Annotated in this window: 21 protein-coding genes; 10 read left to right on the top strand and 11 right to left on the bottom strand. The window is 69.6% G+C overall.

The annotated features are described in order from the left end of the window. The first annotated feature begins 131 nt into the window (after positions 1 to 131). On the top strand, positions 132 to 656 hold the full coding sequence (locus GVV04_RS30380) for a SigE family RNA polymerase sigma factor (protein ID WP_161692440.1): 525 nt from the start codon (positions 132 to 134) through the stop codon (positions 654 to 656). Next, a complete protein-coding gene (locus tag GVV04_RS30375) occupies positions 653 to 2,035 on the top strand; it encodes a WD40 repeat domain-containing protein (RefSeq protein ID WP_161692439.1) in 1,383 nt (460 codons plus the stop codon). The genes GVV04_RS30380 and GVV04_RS30375 overlap by 4 nt, the downstream gene beginning before the upstream one ends. A 33-nt stretch (positions 2,036 to 2,068) precedes the next feature. Here the strand turns inward: GVV04_RS30375 and GVV04_RS34170 are convergent, their stop codons facing one another. Continuing rightward, entirely contained in the window at positions 2,069 to 2,635 is a 567-nt protein-coding gene (locus GVV04_RS34170; RefSeq protein ID WP_161692462.1) for a recombinase family protein, read from the bottom strand. Positions 2,636 to 3,035: 400 nt separating this feature from the next. Between GVV04_RS34170 and GVV04_RS30365 the strand changes: the two genes are divergently transcribed. Next, a complete protein-coding gene (locus tag GVV04_RS30365) occupies positions 3,036 to 3,623 on the top strand; it encodes an RNA polymerase sigma factor (RefSeq protein ID WP_161692438.1) in 588 nt (195 codons plus the stop codon). Beyond that, entirely contained in the window at positions 3,620 to 4,297 is a 678-nt protein-coding gene (locus GVV04_RS30360; RefSeq protein ID WP_161692437.1) for a hypothetical protein, read from the top strand. Before GVV04_RS30365 ends, GVV04_RS30360 begins: the two co-directional genes overlap by 4 nt. A gap of 987 nt (positions 4,298 to 5,284) precedes the next feature. Here GVV04_RS30360 and GVV04_RS30355 read toward each other — a convergent pair. The 5 genes from GVV04_RS30355 to GVV04_RS30335 all read right to left on the bottom strand — a co-directional run bounded on the left by GVV04_RS30355 (position 5,285) and on the right by GVV04_RS30335 (position 10,796). Next, a complete protein-coding gene (locus GVV04_RS30355; RefSeq protein ID WP_161692436.1) occupies positions 5,285 to 6,217 on the bottom strand; it encodes a TniQ family protein in 933 nt (310 codons plus the stop codon). After that, positions 6,214 to 7,260: a TniB family NTP-binding protein gene (locus tag GVV04_RS30350; protein ID WP_161692435.1), complete on the bottom strand. Its 1,047-nt coding sequence runs from the start codon at positions 7,258 to 7,260 to the stop codon at positions 6,214 to 6,216. Before GVV04_RS30350 ends, GVV04_RS30355 begins: the two co-directional genes overlap by 4 nt. Then, positions 7,257 to 9,197, bottom strand: a complete 1,941-nt coding sequence (locus tag GVV04_RS30345) for a Mu transposase C-terminal domain-containing protein (protein WP_328822657.1) — start codon at positions 9,195 to 9,197, stop codon at positions 7,257 to 7,259. Before GVV04_RS30345 ends, GVV04_RS30350 begins: the two co-directional genes overlap by 4 nt. A 113-nt stretch (positions 9,198 to 9,310) precedes the next feature. Then, positions 9,311 to 10,069, bottom strand: coding sequence for a TnsA-like heteromeric transposase endonuclease subunit (locus GVV04_RS30340; protein ID WP_328822656.1), 759 nt, complete (start codon positions 10,067 to 10,069; stop codon positions 9,311 to 9,313). A 160-nt stretch (positions 10,070 to 10,229) separates the two neighbouring features. Then, positions 10,230 to 10,796, bottom strand: coding sequence for a DUF6817 domain-containing protein (locus GVV04_RS30335; protein WP_161692434.1), 567 nt, complete (start codon positions 10,794 to 10,796; stop codon positions 10,230 to 10,232). 109 nt (positions 10,797 to 10,905) lie between these two features. Here GVV04_RS30335 and GVV04_RS30330 point away from each other — a divergent pair, with 109 nt between their 5' ends. Continuing rightward, complete coding sequence (locus GVV04_RS30330) at positions 10,906 to 11,634, top strand: class I SAM-dependent methyltransferase (RefSeq protein WP_161692433.1); 729 nt, start codon at positions 10,906 to 10,908, stop codon at positions 11,632 to 11,634. Positions 11,635 to 11,725: 91 nt separating this feature from the next. Next, positions 11,726 to 12,232 (top strand): pantetheine-phosphate adenylyltransferase, encoded by a 507-nt coding sequence (coaD, locus tag GVV04_RS30325; RefSeq protein ID WP_328822655.1) that lies wholly within the window; start codon positions 11,726 to 11,728, stop codon positions 12,230 to 12,232. Positions 12,233 to 12,280: 48 nt separating this feature from the next. Here coaD and lexA read toward each other — a convergent pair whose 3' ends face one another. Beyond that, entirely contained in the window at positions 12,281 to 12,925 is a 645-nt protein-coding gene (gene lexA / locus GVV04_RS30320) for a transcriptional repressor LexA (protein ID WP_161692432.1), read from the bottom strand. A 444-nt stretch (positions 12,926 to 13,369) separates the two neighbouring features. Here lexA and GVV04_RS33670 point away from each other — a divergent pair, with 444 nt between their 5' ends. Then, complete coding sequence (locus GVV04_RS33670) at positions 13,370 to 13,912, top strand: GNAT family N-acetyltransferase (RefSeq protein WP_201754385.1); 543 nt, start codon at positions 13,370 to 13,372, stop codon at positions 13,910 to 13,912. Continuing rightward, positions 13,909 to 14,217 carry a sterol carrier protein domain-containing protein gene (locus tag GVV04_RS32480; RefSeq protein WP_201754384.1) on the top strand — a complete coding sequence of 103 codons (309 nt, stop codon included), beginning with the start codon at positions 13,909 to 13,911 and terminating at the stop codon, positions 14,215 to 14,217. Before GVV04_RS33670 ends, GVV04_RS32480 begins: the two co-directional genes overlap by 4 nt. Positions 14,218 to 14,385: 168 nt before the next feature. Here GVV04_RS32480 and GVV04_RS30310 read toward each other — a convergent pair whose 3' ends face one another. Next, positions 14,386 to 15,300, bottom strand: a complete 915-nt coding sequence (locus GVV04_RS30310; RefSeq protein WP_161692431.1) for an MFS transporter — start codon at positions 15,298 to 15,300, stop codon at positions 14,386 to 14,388. 324 nt (positions 15,301 to 15,624) lie between these two features. On the opposite strand from GVV04_RS30310, the gene rox reads away from it, so the two are divergent. Both rox and GVV04_RS30300 read left to right on the top strand, forming a co-directional pair. Next, entirely contained in the window at positions 15,625 to 17,049 is a 1,425-nt protein-coding gene (rox, locus tag GVV04_RS30305) for a rifampin monooxygenase (RefSeq protein ID WP_161692430.1), read from the top strand. 100 nt (positions 17,050 to 17,149) lie between these two features. Beyond that, on the top strand, positions 17,150 to 19,495 hold the full coding sequence (locus GVV04_RS30300; RefSeq protein ID WP_161692429.1) for a glycosyl hydrolase family 18 protein: 2,346 nt from the start codon (positions 17,150 to 17,152) through the stop codon (positions 19,493 to 19,495). Between the two features lie 67 nt (positions 19,496 to 19,562). Here the strand turns inward: GVV04_RS30300 and GVV04_RS30295 are convergent, their stop codons facing one another. From GVV04_RS30295 to GVV04_RS30285, 3 genes are all read right to left on the bottom strand, one after another. Continuing rightward, positions 19,563 to 20,129, bottom strand: a complete 567-nt coding sequence (locus tag GVV04_RS30295) for a maleylpyruvate isomerase N-terminal domain-containing protein (protein ID WP_161692458.1) — start codon at positions 20,127 to 20,129, stop codon at positions 19,563 to 19,565. A 72-nt stretch (positions 20,130 to 20,201) separates the two neighbouring features. Beyond that, positions 20,202 to 21,602, bottom strand: coding sequence for a MocR-like pyridoxine biosynthesis transcription factor PdxR (gene pdxR, locus GVV04_RS30290; RefSeq protein WP_328822653.1), 1,401 nt, complete (start codon positions 21,600 to 21,602; stop codon positions 20,202 to 20,204). Then, positions 21,592 to 22,515 carry a LysR family transcriptional regulator gene (locus GVV04_RS30285; RefSeq protein ID WP_161692428.1) on the bottom strand — a complete coding sequence of 308 codons (924 nt, stop codon included), beginning with the start codon at positions 22,513 to 22,515 and terminating at the stop codon, positions 21,592 to 21,594. The genes pdxR and GVV04_RS30285 overlap by 11 nt, the downstream gene beginning before the upstream one ends. Positions 22,516 to 22,525 lie beyond the last annotated feature (10 nt).

Below are 22,525 nucleotides of genomic sequence, written 5' to 3'. Positions count from 1 at the left end.
GAGAGCCAACGGTTTGGCGGTTGGTCGAGGGCTATCGCCAGCCGAGACAGATCTGAGAAGAAAGGGGGAGTGGGGTTCCCTCCATGGCGCCCCTTCTCGGCGTCTGGGTAGGTGAGGAGGGCAATCCGTTGATGAGTGGGGACGCGGCTCGGGCCGGTTTCGTCGAGTTTGTGCGGGCTGAGAGCGCCGGGCTGACTCGGTTCGCGTATCTGCTCACTGGTGATCGGCACCACGCCGAGGATTTGGTTCAGGTGGCCCTTGCCCGGGTTGCGGTCCGGTGGGAGCGGCTCGACGAGCCTGGCGCGTACGTGCGTCGGGTGCTTTATACGCAGGCGGCTAGTTGGTGGCGGTGGCGGCGGGCGCGTCCACCGGAGCAACTCGACGGGTTCGTGCCGGACCGCCCGGCGGGTCTCGGCGATGATGCTGATCTGCGGGTCGTGTTGCAAGCGGCGCTGGCCCGGTTGACCGTGCGGCAACGGGCAGTGCTGGTGCTGCGCTACTACGAGGACCGCACCGAGACCGAGACCGCCGATCTGCTCGGCTGCCGCGTCGGCACGGTGAAGAGCCAAACCCGGCACGCCCTCGGCCGGCTGCGCACCCTCGCCCCCGAGTTGGCCGAACTCATCGGCCGGGCCCCGCAGGAGGTGACACGATGACCAGCCGACTCAGTGAAGCACTGCACGGCCTCGCCGACGGCGTGCCGGCGGCCACCGTACCCGAGGAGCTCTTCGACCGGGCGCGGGCCCGGCACCGGCATCGCCGGGCCGCCACGGCCGGCGCGCTCGCCGTGCTGGTGCTGCTGCTCGGCGCGGGGTACGCGCTACGCCCGGCGCCCATTCGATGGCCTTCGGCGGCCGGCTCCACCGCTCCCGGCCTGCCCACCCGGCTGGTCGACCCGCCGCTGCGGACTGCGACCGTGGCCCAGTCGGCGCCCGGCGCGGCGGCGATGCTCTTCGGCGGCCCGGCAGTGCGCGATAACTGGAACGAGACCAGGATGGGGGTGGTAGCCGCAGACGTCGACCGGTACCGCGTGCTCACGCCTTCCGAGTCGCAGACCGCGGGGTTCGGGGCGTTGCTTTCCCCGAACGGCCGGTACGTCTGGGCAGGCGGGTTGCTCTATGACTTGACGTCCGGCCGGTCCGCCCCGGCTGGAACGGACGGCTACCCGCTCGCCTTCGCGCCCAACGGTAAGCGTCTCGCCTACGCCGACCATGACACCTTCACCTCGCCGAACACCTACGCCACTCCGTACGTCGGGCTGTACGACCGAGACCGCCGCGCCGACGTGTTGCGGGTACGGGTTGGCACCGCCTGGGTGCCACCCGGACAAGCAGCGGTTTCACCAGACGGTACTGAGCTGGCAGTGCAGGTACGCGACGAGGTGTGGCTGACCCGAGTCGCCGACGCCGATCCCGACGGCACCGCCACGCCGTATCGGAAGCTACCGCTCAACGGCGGACGGCTACCTGGGGCCGGCTCCTGGCTGCCGGACGGACGGACGATGGCCACCCTCACCCGGTCGACCTGCACAGACTGCCCCGTGCCGTCATACCCACGCACGTGGCGGCTAGAGACCCGCGACGTGGCCAACGCTGCGGTGGTCCCTGGGCCCGCCTTCCCCGACGTTCGCTCCGCCACGTACGTCCACCTCGTCGGATGGCGCTCAGCGGACGAAGCGGTCGCCCTGATCGGCGTGCCCGGCCCGACGGCGGTGGACCGCCCGGACACCCACGACATCGCCACCAGCCCCTACCAGGAACACGGCACGACAGCGGTCCAGTTAGTGCTACTACGTCGAGGCGCGACCTCCCCCGAGGTACTCCTTCGCACTCCGGCTGGGATCACCGAGATGACAGTCGCCGCCGACCTCGCCATCCACGGCACCATACGCGAGTCCGGCCGTCCCGACTTCGGCCCACCACCAATGTGGCTTATCGCAGCAGGAGCAATCCTCACCGCAATCGCAGGCGCCGCACTGCATTCACTCCTGCAGTACCTGCGCCGCAACAGGCGTCCGAGGAGCCAGCGACCGTGAGTGAGGAGCATCGAGTCGGGCCCGCCCAGGCTACTAACGGGTCGTCTTCGCCCGTTCAATCGCCCGATACACGGTCGAACGGGCTACGCCGAACAGTTCTGCCAGCTCAGCGCTGGTGTGTTCGCCGGCCTTGTGCAGGGCGACCAGGTGCGCCTCTTGCCTGATGCTGAGCTTGGGCGCCTTGCCCCGTAACCGCCCTTTGGCCTTGGCGATCTTCATGCCCTCGCGAGTCCGCATCCGGGTCAGGTCCGCCTCGAACTCGGCGATCATCGCGAGAGTGGTGAACAGCAATTTACCCATCGCGTCGGTCGGGTCGTGGATGGATCCACCGAGGTTGAGCTTGACGTGCCGGCCGGTCAACTCCTTGGCGATGTCGTGCGCGTCGGAGACCGAGCGGGCGAGCCGGTCCAGCTTCGTCACGACCAGCTGATCGTCGGCCCGGCACGCCGCGAGGGCCTCGCGCAGGCCAGGCCGGGCTCGGTTGGTTCCGGTCAGGCCTTTATCGACATAGATCCGATCGGTGGCGACGCCGAGTTCGGCGAGCGCCGCCAGTTGCGTGGCGAAGTCTTGCTCGTCGGTAGACACCCGCGCGTAGCCGATCTTGAGGCCATTCCTGGCCTGACTGTACCGTTCAACCCCCGATGACCGGGCACTTTATCGGGCGGGCCTTACGGGACTTGTTCATCAGGGGCGGTCGTTTGGGTCGAAGGGTTCCCTGGGTGTCCCGGTGGACGATCCCCTAACGGGACACCAGCCAAGACGCTCATCCGTCGCTGTCCGTCAACCTATCAAGATCAGCTATTGGGCGGCTGGTGACACGTTCGTTACCGGCACCCCTAACAACACCATCCGGGCCAGACGGTCTGCGGTGCGAACGATCGGAGCAGACACTGGACGCACATGACGGTCAGCCTGATCATCGAGGAACACCAGCCCGGCGACCTGACGGCCGGCCTCCCGCTGCCTGTAACGGCAGCGTCGGCCCGTGGCAATAGATGACGTGAGAGACAACCCGCCACAGGCGACCGCGCACGAGCCCGAGCGAGAACGGACCCGCCGCATCGGCAGCGACCGCGCGGCGCTCGAGGCGTTCTACGCCGAGCACTACCCGGACGTGGTCCGGTACTTCACCCGGCGGCTGCGCGACCCGCACGACGTTGCCGACCTCGTGGCGGACACCTTCATCGCCGCCATCGGCGACGCGGCGGGGTTCGATCCGCGGCGCGGCCGGCCGTTGGCCTGGCTGCTCGGCATCGCCCACAACACTCTGCGCCGCTTCTACCGGCAGCGGGAGGCCGACCGTCAGGTCGCGGTCCGGTTCGCCGGGCGTCGGCTCCTCGATGCGGACGACATCGTCCGCATCGAGGAGCAGATCGACGCCGAGCAACGGGCGCGCCGGGCGCGAGGTGTCCTGCGCGAGCTGTCCGCCACCGACCGCGAGCTGATCGAGCTGGTCGACATCGCCGGGCTGACTCCAAGGGAGGCCGCCCATGCCATGGGCCTCCTGCCCGCAACGGTCCGGGTGCGGCTCTTCCGCGCGCGGGCGAGGCTGCGCGCGGCATACGACATCCAGGAGGAGATCCGATGACCCGCTTCCGACAGGCACTTCTCGACGAACTGCTGACCCGGGTCGTCGACCCGGTCGATCAGCCGGCGCCGGCGAGCCGCGGCGTCCTGAGGCGACGGCCCCGGCTGGTGCTCGCCGCCGGGGGTGGTTTCGCGGTGCTCGCGGTGGCGGCCACGCTGGTCCTGACGACGGCCCAGGCCCCCACCGCTGCGGCGTACGTGCTGACCGCCAACAAGGACGGTACGGTGACCGTCAGGTTCCATCACATCGCCGACCCGGACGGCGTCAACCGGGCCCTGCGCGAGGCCGGCGTGCGCGCGGCGGTCTTTCCACCACAGCCGGCAGCCTCCTGCCCGGTCTCGGACCGGGGCACTGAGGTGCACGTCGGGATCGCCCAGGCATACGCAGTGAATACGGCTCTCGTCTGGGATACCGATGTGGCCCATCTCCGGCCGGATCAGATCCCCGCCGGGACGGTGCTGGCTCTGATACCGAGGAGCCACGGGCCGCGCGGCGAGGCTGGCCTCTACCTCTACAGCTCCCTGTACCGGGATCCGGGGCCAAAATGCGTCGCGGACGACGTGCGGTCTGGCCCGATCAGTCCTGCTCCCGCCGGCCCGGTGGCCTCCGCCCCGGCAGCGGGCGATTCGACGGGCATCCCGGACTCCCCCGGCCCCGGCGGCTCGCCGCGCTGACAACAGCGGACCGCCCGCCGCCGGCACCCAACGTCCGCACCGGTGCCCGCTGCCGACCTGACCCGTGCAGCCCGAAAACTGCGCCGGGTACTGCGCCCCGGCGGCCGAGTGCTGATCCGCTCCGCTTCGCACTCTCCGGCCGACCCCAGGCGACCACCCTGTTCCGCCACCTTCCCGAAGTCGTCCACGTGCTCGACACCTATCCCAGCGGGGCCGACGTCGAAGCAGCCTTCACCATCGCCGGGCTCGCTACCGCCGGCTTCGAGCAGGTCCCGCAGGTAACCACGACGGCGCTAAGCGAGGCCGCGACGGCGCGACGCCGTCCGAGATCCTGCCCAGGGCCTCGGCCTCGCAGGTCCTGCGCTGTCTCTGTTTCCGCTCCCGCGAATGCTCCAGGAGATCGCCGCCACGCCGCCCCCCTGCCGCCCCGCGCATCGGGCAGTCGGGTGGCGGCCGGACGATTGCCCCCGCATCCGGTCGGGGACCTGCCTTTCAGCCCCTTTGGAGCTGCCCCGTTTACGCGCCCGCTCCATCGGTAGCACAAACGGGGCAGCTCCAAAGGGGCCGGCACAGGGTGGGCCGACCCGGCAGGGACCCGCCCCGGCGAAGACCGACTCGACAGGGGTCGATGACGTCGGTAGCGCGCGTATCCCCCTCAAGGTCTCGATGGGCCGCCCGTAGTTTCGTGATCAGGTCTTCCAGGGAGCGGCCGAGCCGGTCGAGGGAGACGACGGTGAGCGCGTCGCCGGGCCGGATGCTCCTGCCGGCGTACGCCGTCGGATCCGACGTAGACCACCGCGAACCCGTCGCTGAGTTCCGTCGAGGACACCGCTCTTGCAGCGTGCACCGCTACCTGCCCTCGCCGAAGCAACCATCAGGGTGCCTCACCTCAACTGGCAGACGACACCAGGGCGTCAACCCACGGCGCCTGTCCTGACCCGTCGTAGTTGACATGCGCCTGCCTCCTTGACCTGGGGAATGTCATCCTCATTGGGCCGTCCACCCTGCTCGCGGCCCGGTGTATCTGATGCCCGCAGAAGTGATCATGTTGTGGTTGGTCGAGTGCGGGCGGACGTGATTGTCGATCAGGGTCGTGAGCCGGTTGCGGTGACCAGTGGGCAGTGGGTCGTAGCGGATTGACAGGTCGAGGAGGTTGCAGAAGGCGGCGTAGGCGTGGTTTTGGGTCATCGGGAAGGTGGCTTGGATCTGCCATCGGCGTGTGACGAAGAGGTTGGCCGCCGCGACGATCTCCGGGTAGCTCGCGGCGTGGAACGCGGGGTCTTCTAAGTGATGTTGGTGTGCGGCTGGTTGGAGCACGGTTAGCCGTCGGTCCTGGTTGTGACCGAGGTAGCGTCCGTGAATGTGTTCCCAGGCATCGAAGGCTGCTCTGGTGGCGATCAGGACGGCGGCCTGGCCGTAACGACGGACGAGACGCCGGTGGCGGACCTGCGCCGATTTGATCTCTGGTAGGCGCTCGATGTTGATGGCGTGGTCGGTGACGGGCCACGCCGTCGCTGCGGGGGCTCGGGTGCCGAGCCAGAGGTTGTGCTTGACGCAGGCGGTGACGTGGTGCGGGTAGTAGCGGTGGACGGGGCCGCCTCGGTGGCGGCGGACGCAGGGCGGGCAGGCGGGCCGGGGGAAGGCTTGGAACAGCCACCAGCGCGGCGCGGGTTGGCGTAGCTCGGGCAGAACGCGGCGAAGGTGGTCGGCGGGTTGGCCGGTGAGTGCGCTGAGCTTGTCGAGGTTGAAATTTCGTTTGTGGCTGTAGGAGACCTTGTTCGGCGAGGCGTCGATGGCGGCCTCGATGTCGCGGACGGCGGTGTGGTTGGTGGCGGCGAGCCGCTCCAAGTAGGAGGTGACGGTTTCCCAGGTGACGGGGGGCGTGGGGATGGGCAGCCGCCTGGTGGGTGCGCCGGTCATGCTGCGCCCTGTCGTTGGCGGCGTTGGCGGGCGGGACTCGGGGTGGGGGTGGCTGTCTCGGCGGCGTGGTCGAGGCGGATCGCGTCGAGGTGGGCCTTGGTGATCTTTTCGGTGCCGTCGAGGATGGTGTCGATCGCGGCGCCGCGGATGAGGTGGGACAGGCTGCCGATCATGCCGCGTGAGCGTTGGTAGAGGTATTCGCCGTGGCGGGCGAGGGTGCCGGTCTTGTGTCGGTGCAGCCGTAGGGCCTGTTCGAGGGTGGCGACCAGGGCCCGCCAGTTCTCCCGTTGGGCGGTGGTGCCGTAGGCGAACGGCCGGGTCGCGATGGTGGCGAACCGGCTGGCGATCTGTTCGCCGCGGGTGCCGGTGAACAGGTTGGCCCGCTCGACGTTGATGCCGGAGTAGACGAACGTGGCGGGGATTCGCTCGGAGAAGTATTTGAGCTGGTCGGATGCTTCGGCTCCGGCGCGGGTGGCCAGGTTGAGGTTGTGGATCTCGTCGACGAGCACCAGGTCGCAGCCGACGTCGCAGAGCACGGCGCAGACGGCGTTGGTGACGTCGGTGATGTTGGACCTGGAGGCCAGAGGCAGGCCGAGGAAGCGGGCGAACTCGACGGCGAGCATGCGGGGTGTCGCCGCTGGTGGGACGGTGACGTAGACGGCCGGGATTCGCGGCCCGGTCATCGGGTTGCGCAGCGCGACGGCGAGTTCGTGGGCGCGGCCGAGCTGGGTGATGGCGGTCGTCTTGCCGGTGCCGGCGCCGCCGGTGATGATCAGCCCTCGGCGGGCGGATATCTGCCGGCGGTTGAGGATCAGCAGCCGGCGGACGGTCTTGACGACCTCCTGGATGGTCGGGGTGTTCACCACTATGAGGTCGCTGTGGTAGTCCAGGCGGGCGTCGTCGTAGGCGGCCTGCTCGACCGGGCTCAGGTGCGGCCAGTCCAGGTGCAGCTCGGGCGGGCGGGGGTCGTGCTGGACCCACCGTGACCAGCCTTCCTTGCTGGTCAGCGGTTCGTCAGCCGGCGGGGTGAATGCGGCGGTCATAGCCACCGTTGCGCCTCCTCGCGAGCGTCGAAGATCCCGAAGGGGATGACGTTGTCGACCTGGCCGTCCTCGGGCTCGTCGTCGTCCACGGGTGGACGCTCGGGAGCGACGCGGGGGCGGTGCGACGCGGCGGCGGCCCGGGTCCTGGCCGCCACCCGCCGGTCGGTCTCGCCCACCGAGGCTTGCGGTGCGGGGCCCTCGCCGGCGCGGCGCAGCAGGTCGGCCAGCACCCGGGCGGTCGCGGTCTCGTTCGGCTCGCCGGCGGGGTCCGGGGTGGCCTGTTGTCGGGCGTGGCGCCAGGTGAAGTCCGCGAACGGAGCGGCCACCATCGGCAGGTGGGTCCACCCGGCGCGGATCCACCCGCCGTCGCGGTGGTTGCGCACCCAGACCTGGGTCAGGTCGTAGGGGTCGTGGCGGACCTCCCACAACCCCTGCTTGGCCGCGACCCCAGAGTGCTGCCGACGGTAGGGATTGAGCGCCCTGCTGTCGTAGGTGCGCCCATCGAGGCGAACGCCGTAGTCGTTGATCGTGCGCCATGTCCCCGGCAGCAGTTCGACGTAGTCGTCGCCGGTGAGCATCAGCGGAACGTAGCCGGCCGCGGTGACCAACACCGCGAACATCTCGTTCGGTGATAGCACCCGCCCGGTGTCCGGGCTGAGTAGACCCTCGTGTGGGCGCTGCTGCCACCCGGCGACGATCCACTCATCGAGCAGGTCCTGCATCTGGGCCATCGACCACACCGCCTCGGCCTGCACCCGGCTGCCCCGGTGAGCGACGTCCCGGCCGGTGTAGCCGGCGACGTACTGACAGAACAGCGTGTTGATCGACCCGAAGGTGCGCTCGACGATGCCCTTATCCGTCGGGCTGCGCGGATGCGCCGGCTGCACCGAGATCCCCAACGTCTGGCAGGCCCGCAGGAACGTGTCGGACAGATAGACCTTCCCCCGGTCGCAGACAATCGTCTCCGGGACCACGACCGGTTTCGCGGCGGCCTGCTCCATCCGCGCGTCAATGTCCGCCAGCCGCCGGTGTGGCAGCCTCGATGCCGCCATCCGCAGCGACTCGTCCCAGCCCGGCCGCATCGGCTCGGGGACCAACATCTGCGCCAACAGCAGGGAGGCGTCCACGGCTTTCGTGCCCACCGGCCGCAACACTGCGGCGCAGATGGTGCGGGTGGCGACATCCACCGCCGCGGTCAACTCGACCCGACGGGCCTGACCGTCATCGAAGACCACCATCACGTCCAACACGGTGGTGTCGATCTGCACGTGCTGACCCGGCCGAGCCGCCCACGTCACCGTGAATGGGCCGCCCGGCCGGTTCGCCGTCGACCGGCGGGTCGTCGCCGCGCCGAAAGTGTGCTGGCCCACGGACAACGCGGCGACCAGGCGGTGGAATGTGCTCTTCGGTGGCAGTGCCACCACGCCTGCTCCGTGTCGCTGCGTCAAGATTCTTTCGACCTGGTGCCGCAGCCGGGAGCGAGTGCCGGTCGACTGATTCTCCTGCGCGGTCAACGCCTCACGGATCGCGGCCACCACCCGTTCGTCGGCCCGCCCGACCTGCGAGACAGGTCGCTGTGACCGACCGTCCACCAAGGCGCGCAGGCCGCCGGTTCGGTAACGTTGCCGCATCCGCTGAACGGTCGCCACGCTTGCGGGGATCCCGGACGCGGACAACTCCTCGGCCTTCGCCGCCACCCGCTGTCGTATGCCGTGCAGGCGCGGGTCGTACTCACTTCGCGGCGCTGTCCCCGGCTCGGCGCCGGGAGGAAGCCCGGTCTCGACCTCGATGATGTGTTGCTCCCACTGCCGGGCCCGCTGCGCGACGTCCTCGGCGACATCAGCGAGGGCATGATCGGCAAGAACCGTGCGCGGCTCGGCTGGATCCCCGCCGAGGATGTCGAAGCCCGGCGAGCCCACCAGGTGCGTCAGCAACACCGCCCTCGGCGTACCGTCCGAGCCGATCAGCCGCACCCATGACCCCGACAACACCGCCACCTGGTGCTCTGCGCCGTCAAAGGCAACTCGATCACCCACCCGCAGCAGCCGCGTCACGTTCCCGCCCTCACCACGATCGACGCGGCGTCCAACCGTAGTGCCATGTCGACGGACAACTGCTGCGACCAGATCAAGTGATAGAGCACTGGCAGGACCGCGATCGGGTCACCGACCTGCGCTGCCACCTCCATCAACGGCGTCGGCGAGCCGAACCGGTCAAGCAGCTGAGCCGCGACTTGCCCGTCGAGATAGCGGGGGTGTCGGTAGCCGGCCAGCCACCGCAGGTTCGCCAACCACACCCCATCGTGCCCGCTCACGAGCCGGTAGTCCCAGCCCACAACGTCGCACGCCTGGGCGGTGGCGTCGAACGCGGCAACGTCCCTCTCCGCGATCCGGTCCGTTGGACGGCAGTCGATCACCACCCCGGTCCCGTCCCGGCGGCGGGCGAAGAAGTCCGGCGCGTGTGACCTCGCTCGCCTCGTGTCCGGCCACCACAACCAGAACGGCTGCGCGGCGAAGCCCACCACGGACGCGTCGAAGTCCAACGCCATCGCCTCGTCGCGCTCCAACCACGACTCGAAACCGACGTGAGCACCGATGCACGCCGCCCAGTACAGGCCCGGATAGTTGCGCTGCCCTCGGTACGACGGGAACGAGCGGACCGCCGGCACCTGCTCGAACGCGACATCTGCCACATCGACCAGGCGCCGACGCACCTCGCCCCCGCCCTCAACGACAAAGCCAACCTCGAACTCCACCGGATCCGTCAGGCGACCACCTGACACGGACCGTAGATTGGCCACCGCGACCACCCACCTACATGCCTCGCCGGTCCGCCAGTGTCGCAGCTGCTGATCAGATTCAGCGTGCCGGGTCGCAGATCACCAGACCAACGGCACCAATTCTCAGGCGTGCGGCTGCGGATTGCGGGCCCCGGTTAACCAGGTGCGGTCTGGGGGCCGGTACGGACCGTCAATTCTGGGCCCTCGCAGAAGTGCTTTGGTTGCCTTCGCCGAGGAGTCGCTGCACCTCACTGGTAACCCGCGGGGAAGCGATCGGAGCCCAGGCGGCGAACAGGGAGCGAAAGTACGCGCCGTGCTTGTCCACGGTAGAAGGATCTTGATCGATGACGTCCAGCTCGTTGACGATGCTGAGATCCACGAAGGGTCGCATCTGGCCGGGGCTCAGGTGCCACGTCTGATCGGTGAAGCGGTCGACGACCTCACCGGTTGTCGCCAGCTCTCGCCAGGTCCGCCTGCGGTCGCAGGCCCCGTACAGATAAACCAACGCCTCAGCGTCGTCGCCGATGAGGTTTCGCAGCGTGGCTCGATCGTTCCAGTCGAGCAGCGTCACATCGAAGCCGTCCGTGCCGTAAACGGCATGCGCGAGACCTGCCAGTTGCGTGTCAACGCCACACTCCAGCTCAGCGAGACGGTCATGTACCCGGCACAGGTGGGCGTAGAGGGTGCCGCCGGGGTGCTGAATTGCCTCAGCTCCACGCTGCCGTAGCCAGCGCCGCACGTCAGAGTCCGCACCCATGGCCCGACCTTACGTAAACCGCGTCTGGCCGGCAGCCCGTCAGCCTGGGCGGTTCGTCACACCGCCGCACCCTTGCTTCCTCGGGTGTCCAGGCAGTTGGGTCAAAGGCATGGCTCGAATCACGTACGACAATGCGGACGCCGCGGCGTTCGAGGCGACCCGTCACCTCACCGACGAGGGGCTCTCGGCTTGGCGGGAGGCCGTGACCCGGCACCTTGACCCTCATGCAGGCATGCGAGTGCTCGACCTGGGCTCCGGCACCGGAATGTGGGCGCGAGCCTTCATTGACTGGTACGACATCGAGGTCACCGCGGTCGAGCCCTCCGAGGCGATGCGTGCCCGCTCGATGTACCAGCCTGTCGTGCATGGCGACGCCGAGCGCATCCCGCTCGACGACGGCAGCGTCGACGCCGCCTGGATCTCCACGGTCATTCACCACGTGCCAGACCTGACCCGTGCAGCCCGAGAACTACGCAGGGTCGTCCGCCCCGGCGGCCCGGTGCTGATCCGCTCCGCGTTCGCCGGCCGACACCAAGCGATTACCCTGTTCCGTTACTTCCCCGAAGCCATCCGGGTGCTCGACACCTACCCCAGCGTGGCCGACGTCGAAGCAGCCTTCACTGCCGCCGGGTTCGTCACCGTCGGCCTCGAACAGGTCCCGCAGGTAACCGCAGCCTCACTACGTGAGGCTGCGACGGCACTGCGCCGCGAGGCACACACCCCTCTGCAATTGATAAGCGACGACGAGTACGCCGCAGGCCTGGCCCGACTGCGCACGGCAGCGCAACGTGAGACCGGACCCGTGGTTGACGCCCTGGACCTCCTCGTCCTCACCTGAGCAGCAACAGAATCTTGAGAAGATCACAGACAATCGTGGCAATGTGGTTGGGGTCGCGGTGACTGCTACATCGGATCGTGGAGTAGCGCCCGTGCGCGTTTCGATGGCGGTTTATCCAGGCACGTTCGATCCGTTTACCCCGGGACACCGCGACCTGGTGGCCCGCGCTCGGGTGATGTTCGATCGGATCATCGTGTTGCTGGCGGTAAACGCCGACAAGCAACCAACCGCCGGGGCCACGGCCAGGGCCGTACAGGTGCGCGACGCCATGCCGGCAGCCTGGGACAACGTCGAAGTGGACACCTGGACCGGCCTAACCACTGCCTACTGCCTCCGCCGCAGCGCCACGGTCATCGTCCGCGGCGTACGCACGGCCGCTGACCTTGGCTATGAGTACCAGCTCGCCGCGATGAACGAGCAACTCGGCATTCAGACCATCTGGTTGCCGACCCGTCCGCACCTGGCCGCCATTTCATCCACGGCCGCACGCGCACACCGATCGGCACACATCCGGCGCGAGGACATCGATCGGCAACCACGCCCCCGGCCGTCGGCCCGCCGGTCGCATAACGCTGAAAGCGAGTCTCAGCTACCGTAAGCCATCTGTCCAGCGTTGATTCTCCGTCGCCGCTACGGGCGGACACGCTCAGCTACGACGCAACACGCAGACCACCTTGCCGAGGATCACCGCGCGGTCACCGGGGATGACGGGGTAGCGCGGGTTGCGGGGTAGCAGGTCCACGGCGCCGTCCCGGATACGCAAGACCTTGACGGTGGCCTCGTCGTCAATCATGGCGGCGATGATGTCGCCACTGTCGGCTACCGCTTGCTGCCGCACCACGACGACGTCCCCGTCTGCGATGCCAGCTTCGACCATTGAGTCTCCGCGGACATGCAGCGCGAACAGCCTTCCGTGGCCGACGAGCTTCCTGGGCAGGGTCAGGAATTCCTCGACGTACTCCTCGGCCAGAATGGGAGCGCCGGCAGCGATCGAGCCCAGCAGCGGAACCTGAACACCAGAGAGCGCGCCACCAGTGGCGTCTGAGCGTCGCGATGGGCGGGCGTCAACAGCGCGTGGCCCGTGTGCGGCCCGGCGCAGGAAGCCTCGCTGTTGGAGCACCTTCAGATGGTGCGCTACCGATGATGGAGACCCGAGTCCGACCGCAGCGCCGATCTCCCGCACCGTCGGTGGATACCCATGGCGCTCGACCCACTGCCGTATCACGACCAAGATCTGTCGTTGACGAGGACTCAAGCCGGGCAGGTCCGGAGGCAGCCCCGAGGTTGTCATCCTCGGACGATACCCCCGCGTTCGATCAAATGTGCTAATCGGCACGCGTCGCCAGCACGGCCTATCAGGACGTCACCCCCGAATCCGGTTCACTCAAGCAGCCGCCGCCCCCAGCTTCACTGGGTCGGGTCGCAGATAGTCGGGCCCACAACTCCAGCTTCAGCGGGATGTCTCAGATCAACTGGGACAGGACAGCGCCAAATCAGGTGCCTGAGCCAGGACAGCCCTTCTGGCGCACATAACTGTCATTATGATGCAACATGCTTTTGCCTGGTTTGTCCCCGCCTAATTATTGGATTATCGAAAAAATTAATCCAATAATTAGGTCAAGGTGTGGTGAGCCGACGGCGTCCGTGAGGGTCGTTCAACCAGTGCGGCCCCGGTGACTGGACAGGTGCCGAATCTTCGTTGCTACGGCGTTGACGGAGCTGAAGGATGCGGATCGTGAAGATCGAGATCCGACCTGTTGAACGTTCCGAGGCGGTCGAGTACCTCAAGGTGCTGCCGTACGCCAACGGGCTGCCGAACTGGGAGCCGGCACCCGCCTCATGGCATGGTGGCCCAGAAGCGTGGCCGCCCCCGAGAAAGCCGGCCACCGAGCAGCAACTGGAAGCTTGGGCCGATGAGGTAATGGATGTTCACTTCCATCCCCAAGCTGCCTTCGTGGACGGAAAGCTTGTGGGCGGCTCGGCGATGCTCTCGCTGGCCATCACCGTGCCGGGCATGCGTGTTGTCCCCCTCGGTGGCGTCACGGCAACTGGTGTGATCGCGACTCACCGTCGGCGCGGTCTCCTGCGCGGCATGATGCAGGCGATGTTCGAGGAGGCCTTGGACCGCGGCGAACCGCTGGCCGCTTTGAGCGCAAGCGAGGGCGGCATCTACGGACGCTTCGGGTTTTCCCCGGCGACGATGCGCGCCCGTTGGGAGCTGGACCGCAGCGACTCCCGCTTCATTGACCCCGTATCCTCGACCTGCCGGGCGCCTTGACCGCACGCGCCTACGACACTGCCGCTGAGCTGACCTTCGCGATCGAGGACGACAGTATGTGCCCGCACAATGTCGGCGCCTGGCGGTTGGCAGTATCCCCTGAAGGGGCGACCTGCACCCGAACGGACATGCGACCGGACCTCACGATGGACATCCAGTCATTGAGTTCCCTGTATTTGGGCGGCATGTCCGCTGCCGTGATGGCCGGAGCAGGACGCATCCATCCTCACCGACCCGGTGCGGTGAACGACACCGCCCGGGTCTTCCGTGTTGATCCCGAACCGTTCAACTCTTTCGGTTTCTGATCTCTCCGGTTGGGTCGCGAGGGCGAGCCGCAGGTCAATCCACCTCAGCCTCGCCAACTCAAACGAGAAGAGACACGGCCGACTCACCTGCACTGCACTACTACGTGGTCCACGACGGCGCCGGCGAGCCGGAAGGGCTGCTGGCCGAGAGGTTCCTGCTCGCCCGGACTACTCCTCGACCGGGCTGGTGAGCGTCGGCTGGAGCATGCGGCAGCGGGGACGACCCCCGTCACCGTCGACCGGCTCCGCTGAGCGCTCGGCCCAGCGCACCGCCGGGCCCATCGCGGAGGCCGCCGCGACGAAGAGCCCGCCCAGCAGCAGCCAGCCCGGGGCGCCCCAACCGATGATCAGGGTGGTGAGGACAAGAGGGCCGAGCATGCGGGCCACGGCGGTGCCGGTGCCGAAGAAGCCCTGATACTGGCCCTGACGCCCGGCGGGTGCCAGCCCGAAGCTGATCTCCCAGGAGCCGGCTGCCTGCATCATCTCGCCGATGACCTGCATGCCTGCGGCGAGCACCAGGACGACGGCGACCTGCCAGGGTGACGTGCCGACGCCGGAGAGGGCGAACACGGCACAGGAAACGAACATCGCCAGCCCGGAGTACCGCACGAAACTGGTTGCGCTGCGCAGATCGGTGACCCCGCGGGCGATCCGGACCTGGAACATCACGACGCTGAGCGTGTTGAGGATCAGCAGCACCGCGACCACCCACCCGGGCGCCTCGGTGCGCTGGGTGATCCACAGGGGAATGATGAGGCTGAGCAGTGGCATGTACAGCAGCAGAATGGCGTTGAGCAGCGTGATCACGGCGTACGGGCGGTCGCTGAGCACCGCGAGGGCCGGTGCGCCGCCGCCTGCGCGCGGTGCGGGTCGCACCACGGGCAGCCCCCGCAGCAGCACGGCGGCGAGCAGGAAACTCGCCGCGTCGACGCCCAGCACCGTCAGGTAGGCGAGCGGGGTGTCGACGGCCAGGGCCACGCCGCCCAGGGCCGCGCCGATCGCCAGGCCGGCATTGAGCGTGGACTGCAGGTGGGCCCGGACCCTGGTGCCGAGTGTGCTCAGGCCCGAAGCCAGGCGTTGCATACGCTGTCCAAGATCGGGGACGGGAGCGCGTGGCCCGCGATCACGCGGTCGTTGCTGCGGGACGCCGATGACGAGGTCGCGCGAAGCGCGTGGCGTGCTGCCGTCGTCCTCGTGCCCGCCGGGGAACGGGAAGGGGCGCCAAGCGGCATAAGCAAAGGCAAAGAAGTTGACCCCTCCTTGCCACTCTCAACATATATCGCACCGGGGGCCTTGCGGCAAGACCCGGGTGGTGTCGCAGAATCTCCAGCCAAAGCCAAAACCTGTGGAAATCGGGGATTCGCGGAGTTCGGGTGCTTCGGCCGGTGTGCTGAGTGGAGAGTTCTCATGATTGACGTGATCGTTGCGGGTGGTGGACCGACCGGCCTGATGCTGGCGAGCGAGCTGCGGCTGCACGGGGTACGGGTGCTCGTGCTGGAGAGGGACGCGGAGCCGACCAGGGTCGTTCGTGCCCTCGGCCTGCACGCGCGCAGTATCGAGGTGATGGACCAGCGGGGTCTGCTGGAGCGGTTCCTCGCGCTCGGCCAGCAGCACCCACTCGGTGGTTTCTTCGCCGGCATCCCCAAGCCGCAGCCGCAGCGCCTGGACACCGCGCACGCCTACGTCCTCGGCATCCCGCAGACCAGCACCGATCGCCTGCTGGCCGAGCGCGCCACCGAGCTCGGCGTCGAGATCCGCCGGGGCTGCGAACTGGTCGGGCTCAGCCAGGACGACCACGGGGTGACCGCCGAACTGGCCGACGGCACGCGGCTGCGTTCGCGTTACCTCGTCGGCTGCGACGGCGGCCGCAGCACGGTTCGCAAGCTGCTCGGCGTCGGTTTCCCCGGCGAGCCCACCACGGTCGAGACGCTGCTGGGCGAGATGGAGGTGGGCGAGGACCCGGCGACGGTGGCCGCCGTCGTCGCGGAGGTCCGCAAGACCCAACTGCGCTTCGGCCTCGGGCCCCTCGGGGACGGGGTGTACCGCGTTGTCGTGCCCGCGCAGGGGGTGGCCGAGGACCGCAGGGTCCCGCCGACCATCGAGGATTTCAGGCGACAGCTGCGGGTGTTCGCGGGCACCGACTTCGGTGTGCACTCGCCGCGCTGGCTGTCCCGCTTCGGCGACGCCACCCGGCTGGCCGAGCGCTACCGGGTCGGCCGGGTGCTGCTGGCCGGCGACGCGGCGCACATCCACCCGCCGACCGGTGGGCAGGGCCTCAACCTCGGCGTCCAGGACGCGTTCAACCTCGGCTGGAAACTGGCCGCCGAGGTCAATGGCTGGGCACCGGAGGGGCTGCTGGACAGCTACCACACCGAACGGCACCCGGTGGCCGCCGACGTGCTGAACAACACCCGCGCGCAGATGGAGCTGCTGTCCACCGATCCGGGACCCCGGGCGGTGCGCCGACTGCTGTCGGAACTGATGGACTTCGAGGACGTGAACCGGTACCTGATCGAGAAGATCACCGCGATCGGGGTCCGCTACGACTTCGGCGCGGGACACGAACTGCTCGGCCGGCGGCTGCGGGACGTGCGGCTGAAGCGGGGGCGCCTCTACGAGCTGACACACGGCGGCCGCGGGCTGCTGCTCGACCAGACCGGCCGGCTCTCGGTGGCGGGCTGGGCGGAACGGGTCGACCATGTCGTCGACGTCAGCGAGGAGCTGGACGCGCCCGCCGTGCTGCTGCGACCCGACGGCCACGTGGTGTGGGTCGGTGAAGACCAGCAGGATCTGCTCAGCCACCTGCCCAAGTGGTTCGGCGCCGCGAGCTGAGCGCCCGGTCGGGGGGCGATTCGCGCTCTGCGGTGACCGCCTTGACTTATCGATCGCCGCCAATTTAACTTTTAGGAAACTTTCCTAAAAGGAGGACGCCATGGGCGGTCGTACCGGTCCACGAAGATCCCCCCGCCTGCCGCTGGCCGTCACGGTCCTGCTGGCCGTGGTCGGCGCCATCGTCGCGCCGCCGACCGCGGCCCAGGCCGCCGCCGGTCTCACCGCCACCTTCTCCTCGTCCGACAACGGCTCGTGGCGGATGGACAAGTACGTCATCAGCAACCCGACGGCGACCGCGATCTCCGGCTGGACCCTCGACTTCGACCTGCCAGCCGGGGTGACCATGGGCAACGCCTACCACGGCACCGTCACCCGGGTCGGCGACCACGTCACGGTCGTCAACGCGCACTACAACGGCACCGTCGCGGCCGGTGGCAGCACCGAGCCGTACAGCTTCTGGTTCATCGCGACCGGGACGGCCACCACGCCGACGAACTGCCGGGTCAACGGGAACAAGTGCGACGGCAGCCCCGACCGGGCGCCGGGCACGCCGACCGGCCTCCAGGTCAGCGGGCGGACCACCAAGACCCTGTCGCTGACCTGGACCGCCGCCGCCGCCACCGACTTCCCGATCGCGGGGTACGACGTGCTGCGCGGCGGGACCGTCGTCGCGTCGGTCACCGGCACCGCGGCGACCATCGGCGGGCTGACGCCGAACACCCCGTACACCTTCGCCGTCGCGGCCAGGGACACCCGCGGCAACGTCTCGCCGGCGAGCGCCGCCGTCGCGGCCACCACGCTCAACCCGGCCGACGACACCGTCGCCCCGCCGGCACCCGGTGGTCTGCGCAGCACCGCCGTGACGGCCACCGGCGTCACGCTCGCGTGGAACGCCGTCAACGACGCCAGCGGCATCGCCGGGTACGACGTCTACCGCGGCAGCCAGCTCGCCGCCACGGTCAACGGCACGGGCACCAGCATCACCGTCGGCGGACTCACCCCACTGACCACGTACACCTTCACCGTCCGCGCCCGCGACACCTACGACAACGTCTCGCCCGCCAGCGCGCCGGTCACCGTCACCACCGACGACGTGATGGGCGCCGGCCGGTACGCCAAGGTCGGCTACTTCGTCCAATGGGGAATCTACGGCCGGCAGTACTTCGTGAAGAACCTCGACACGTCCGGCGCCGCGGCGAAGCTGACCCACATCAACTACGCCTTCGCCAACCTCGACCCGGTGAACCTGACCTGCCTGCAAGGCGTCACCCGAGGCACCACCCAGAACCCGCAGGACCCCGACCAGGGCACCGGCGCGGGCGACGCCGACGCCGACTACGGCCGACCGTTCAGCGCGGCGCAGTCGGTCGACGGCGTCGCCGACACCGGCTGGGAGAGTCTGCGCGGCAACTTCAACCAGCTCAAGAAGCTCAAGGCCAAGTACCCGCACCTGAAGATCCTGATCTCGCTCGGAGGCTGGACGTACTCCAAGTTCTTCTCCGACGCCGCGGCGACCCCCGCGAGCCGGGAGAAGCTGGTCCGCTCGTGCCTGGACATCTACCTGCGGGGCAACCTGCCGGTGGCCGGCAACGCGGGCGGGCCGGGCACCGCGGCCGGCATCTTCGACGGCATCGACCTCGACTGGGAGTGGCCCGGCGCCGAAGGGCATCCCGGCAACCACTGGGGGCCGCAGGACAAGGCCAACAACACGGCGCTGCTCGCCGAATTCCGCCGGCAGCTGGACGCACTCGGCGCGACCACCGGCAAGCGGCACCTGCTGACCGCGTTCACCCCGGCCGACCCGGCGAAGATCGACGCGGGGTGGGACATCAGCCGCGCCGACGGCACGCCGAGCGTCTTCGACTACCTCGACTTCGCCAACGTGCAGGGGTACGACTTCCACGGCGCCGGCAGCGACAACTCGTGGGAGCCGAACCGCACCGGACACCAGGGCAACCTGTACCGCGACGCGCAGGACCCGTACCCGTTCGAGTTCAGCGTCGAACGCGCCGTGCGCACGTACACCGACGCCGGGGTCAACCCGCGCCAGCTCACCGTCGGCTTCGCCTTCTACGGCCGGGGCTGGCAGGGGGTCAGCGCCGGGACCCTGCCGGGCGGCGGCTCGGCCAACGGGGAGTGGCAGACCGCCACCGGGGCGGCGCCCGGCCAGTTCGCCGAGGAGGCGGGCACCCGCGGGTACGCCAACCTGCTCGCGATGGTGCCCGGCTGCACCGTCCAACACGACACCCAGTCGGTTTCGTCGTACTGCTCCACCGGCAACGGCGGGCAGTGGTGGACCTTCGACGACCCGTGGTCGATCGGCCAGAAGACCACGTGGGCCAAGCAGCAGAACCTGCTCGGCGGCATGATCTGGGAGATGTCCGGCGACACCACCGCCGGCACCCTGATGTCCACGGTGAACACCGGCCTGCCATCACCGCGCTGACACCAACCCGGGGCGGCGGCGCGGTAGCCCCGCCGCCCCGGTGGTCCCGCCGTCCGGCCTCGGTGGGTCAGGGCAGCGCGGCCCGCCACGTCCACGAGGTGCGGCGGGGCCGGCCGTCGAACTCCGCACGGCCGGTCATGCACAGCAGCACCTGCGCCGGCGGCCCCGGCGGGGCCTCGGGGAACAGCCGGTCCAGCACGACGGCGGCGAGCCGGTCGGGAAGCTGGCAGGCCACCCCGAGGCCCTGGGCGACGTCGTGGGTGTGCAGCAGGACCTCGGCGACGCCCATGGCGGCGAACCCGGCCGGGTCGCAGGGGCCGAAGTGCCAGGCCCGCAGGCCCGGGTCGGCGGCGTCGAGCGCCGTGGCGAGCAGGCCGCCGCAGGTCGCGGCGACGGTCAGGACCTCGGCGGGAGACGCGGAGGAAGAGACGGTCAGGTCGAACGGCAGGTAGCCGCCCGAGGGCCGGCCGGCGACCTGCCCGGCGTACGCGAGCAGGTCGTGGGCCACGTGCGCGGCCGTGGTCCAGCAGGTCCAGTCCAGCGTGCCCGCCGGGACGGTCCAGTCCCGACCGGTGTACGGCCCGAGCGCGCCGAGCATCGCATCGGTCGCGGCCCGGACGGGCGCCCCACCCATCCGCGTCATCCCCCGACTGTCAGGTCTCGACTTGACCTGACCAGCGGAACGGCCCGCTAACCGTTGGGCCACTCAGCCGGTCGGGCCGCTGCGGAGGACTCGGGTCAGGGTGTCGAGCGCGGCTGGGTAGCCGCCCTCGGTGGGGGTGCCGTAGCCGACGATGAGACCGGGTGGGTGGTCGCCGGGGGTGTGCCAGTGGCGTCCCAGGTCGCCCAGCGCCAGGCCGTGCGCCGCCGCGCGGGCGAGGATCTGCTGCTCGCCGGGGCCGGTGGCGGGCAGGCTGACCATCGCGTGCAGGCCGGCGGCGACCCCGCGCGGGACGAAGCGGCGGCCGAGCCGGTCGACGAGCAGGTCGCGGCGGTGCCGGTAGCGCAGCCGGCAGGCGCGGATGTGCCGGTCGTAGGCGTGGCTGACGATCAGGTCGGCGAGGGCGAGTTGGCCGATCACCTCGGTGTGCAGGTCGGTGTGCCGCTTGGCGTGGATCACCGGTTCGACGAGGCGCTCGGGTAGCACCATCCAGGCCAGCCGCAGGGCGGGCCCGAGGGTTTTGGCGGCGCTGCCCACGTAGGCGACGTGGTCCGGCGCCATCCCCTGGAGCGCGCCGACGGGTTGGCGGTCGTAGCGGAACTCGCCGTCGTAGTCGTCCTCGATGATCAGGCCGCCGCCCGCCCTGGCCCATTCGGTGGCGGCGTGGCGGCGCTGCGGGTGCAGGGTCACCCCGGTGGGGTACTGGTGCGCCGGGGTCACCACGACCGCCCGCGCCGCCGTGAACCCGGACGTGGACAGCAGGTCGGTGCGGGCGCCTCGTTCGTCGACCGGCAGCGCGACGACCCCGGCGCGGGCGTGCCGGACCACGTCGCGGTGGAAGCTCAGGCCGGGGTCCTCCATGGCGAGGACCGCGCCGTCGAGCACGCCGGCGAGCAGGGCGAGGGCCTGCACGTACCCGGAGGTGATCACGATCTGGTCCGGGACGGCCCTGACGCCACGGGCGCGTCCCAGGTAGTCCGCCAGCGCGGTACGCAGCTCGACCCGGCCGCGCGGGTCACCGTAGTCGTAGGCGGACGTCGGTGCGACCGCCAGAGCCCGCCGGGTGGCCCGCAGCCAGGCGGCCGTCGGAAAGGTGGAAACGTCGGGGCTGCCGGGACGAAGGTCGCACCGCGGCGCCGACACCTCAGGGGCCGGCGGTACGGCGTGCGCCCGGCGCTGCGCGAGGTGGGCAACGACGGTGCCCGATCCGGTCCGGGCACTCAGGTAGCCCTCGGCGATCAACTGGTCGTACGCGGCGCTGACGGTGCCGCGAGCCAGATCGAGCTCCAGAGCGAGCGAGCGGGTGGACGGCAGCCGGGTCTGCGGCGCCAGCCGCCCGGCCCGGATGGCCTCGCGCAACGCCCGCTCAAGTCCCGCTCGACGACCGGACGCCGGATCGAACTCCAGATGCAGGTCCACCCCGAAAGCGGCCCAATCAATCGACACGATATTGGGGATCCTCCCGGCGCGAAGTGGGGTCGGGCCGGGCGAATGCCTGCCGGCTGTGCACGAGGAACTCACGCAGCGCGGGGCTGTGCGTGGCCTTCCAGACCAGGGCGAGCAGGGCGGGTGTCTCGACGTCGTCGATCGGGAGGGCGGTGAGCCGCTCGCGGTAGTGCCTGGCCATCGAGTCGCTGAGGATGGCGACGGCGAGCCCACGGATCGCCAGGTCGGCGATGGCATCCGCAGCGCCGGCCTGCAGCGCGATCACGGGTTGGAGGCGCTGCGTCGCGCAGGCCTGGTCGAAGACCGTACGCAGGCCGGTGCCGGGGGGCATGCACACGATCGGATAGGCGCCCAGGTCGCGCAGGGTGATCTTCCGCTGTTGCGCCAAGGGGTGCTCGGCGGGGACCGCCGCGACGAGCCGTTCGCTGATGATCGTCAGCGCGGCCAGCCCGTCGGGGGTGGTGGCCGCCGCCCCGATCAGGGCCAGGTCGACGGTGCCGGCGCGCACCCCCTCGACGAGCCGGTCGGAGTTGTCCTCCAGCAGCGAGATCTCCACACCGGGATGTGCCCGGTGGAACGCGGCGAGGGCGTCGAACAGCGGCGTGACGGTGCAGCCGACGACCATCCCGACGGTGAGCCGGCCACGGATCAGGTCGGTCACCTCGCCGACCGCCTGGCTGACCGCGCCAGCGGCGGCGAGCGCGGTGCGGGCGTGTTCGAGCGCGGCCTTCCCCGCCACGGTGAGGGTGGCGGTGCGCGCCGACCGGTCGAACAGGTCGGCACCGAGTTCACGTTCCAGCTGGCGGATCTGTGCGCTGACGCCGGACTGGCTGATGTGCACCCGCTCGGCCGCCCGGGTGAAGTTCTGCTCCTCGGCGACCGCGACGAAGTACTCCAACTGCCTCAGCTCCATGACTGCGGAT

The organism is Micromonospora rubida, assembly GCF_009908295.1.
Classification (GTDB): domain Bacteria; phylum Actinomycetota; class Actinomycetes; order Mycobacteriales; family Micromonosporaceae; genus Micromonospora; species Micromonospora rubida.
Note: the sequence above shows the minus strand (reverse complement) of the source record. Positions and strands in the feature narration are given on the sequence as shown.